Genomic DNA, 723 nt, shown 5'->3' with positions numbered 1-723 from the left:
TCGGTTGATTTCTTTTCCTACGGTTACTTAGATGTTTCAGTTCACCGCGTTCGCTTCGTTTAGCTATGTATTCACTAAACGATGACCCGAAGGCCGGGTTTCCCCATTCAGACATCTCTGGATCAAAGGTCATTTGCCACCTCCCCAGAGCTTTTCGCAGGCTATCACGTCTTTCGTCGCCTGTAATCGCCAAGGCATCCACCACATGCACTTATTCACTTGACCTTATAACTGTATTGACTGGCAATACCGCTATAATTCAACTAAATGTGAGTGTTGTTTTTACATGAGTACAACACTCGGTTTGTTTGCCGTAATTTCAAGTTTTAGTCGTATTCTTCATACTACTTGTTTCTTGAGAACTACTATTTTGATGCAATCTAACCCATATTCACAAACACTTGCGTGTTCGGTTTACTTGTTAAATTTGCTTCATATCATTAACCTCATCTGCTCATTTAATTGAGTTCAGAAATTAACAATAATCTCAGGTTTCTAATTGTTAAGGAAACAGCCGTTTGAACCGAAGTTCAATTCATCTTCCGTAAAAGATTAAGATTAAGCACAAAATGCTTAGTCTTAATGTCTCACTATCGTTAGCAATATATGGTGGGTCTTGATGGACTCGAACCATCGACCCCTGCGTTATCAACACAGTGCTCTAACCAACTGAGCTAAAGACCCGTCTTCATAACCCCTAAAACTTTATGGTGGAGGATGACG

Annotated in this window: 1 tRNA gene and 1 rRNA gene; both read right to left on the bottom strand. The window is 40.1% G+C overall.

The window, feature by feature from the left end:
• Nucleotides 1-225: ribosomal RNA gene (locus IE082_RS11120) — 23S ribosomal RNA — on the bottom strand; the annotation flags it as partial.
• Between the two features lie 382 nt (nucleotides 226-607).
• Nucleotides 608-684: transfer RNA gene (locus IE082_RS11115), tRNA-Ile, on the bottom strand.
• Nucleotides 685-723 lie beyond the last annotated feature (39 nt).

It is taken from the genome of Formosimonas limnophila (assembly GCF_014652675.1).
GTDB lineage: Bacteria > Pseudomonadota > Gammaproteobacteria > Burkholderiales > Burkholderiaceae > Hydromonas > Hydromonas limnophila.
Note: the sequence above shows the minus strand (reverse complement) of the source record. Positions and strands in the feature narration are given on the sequence as shown.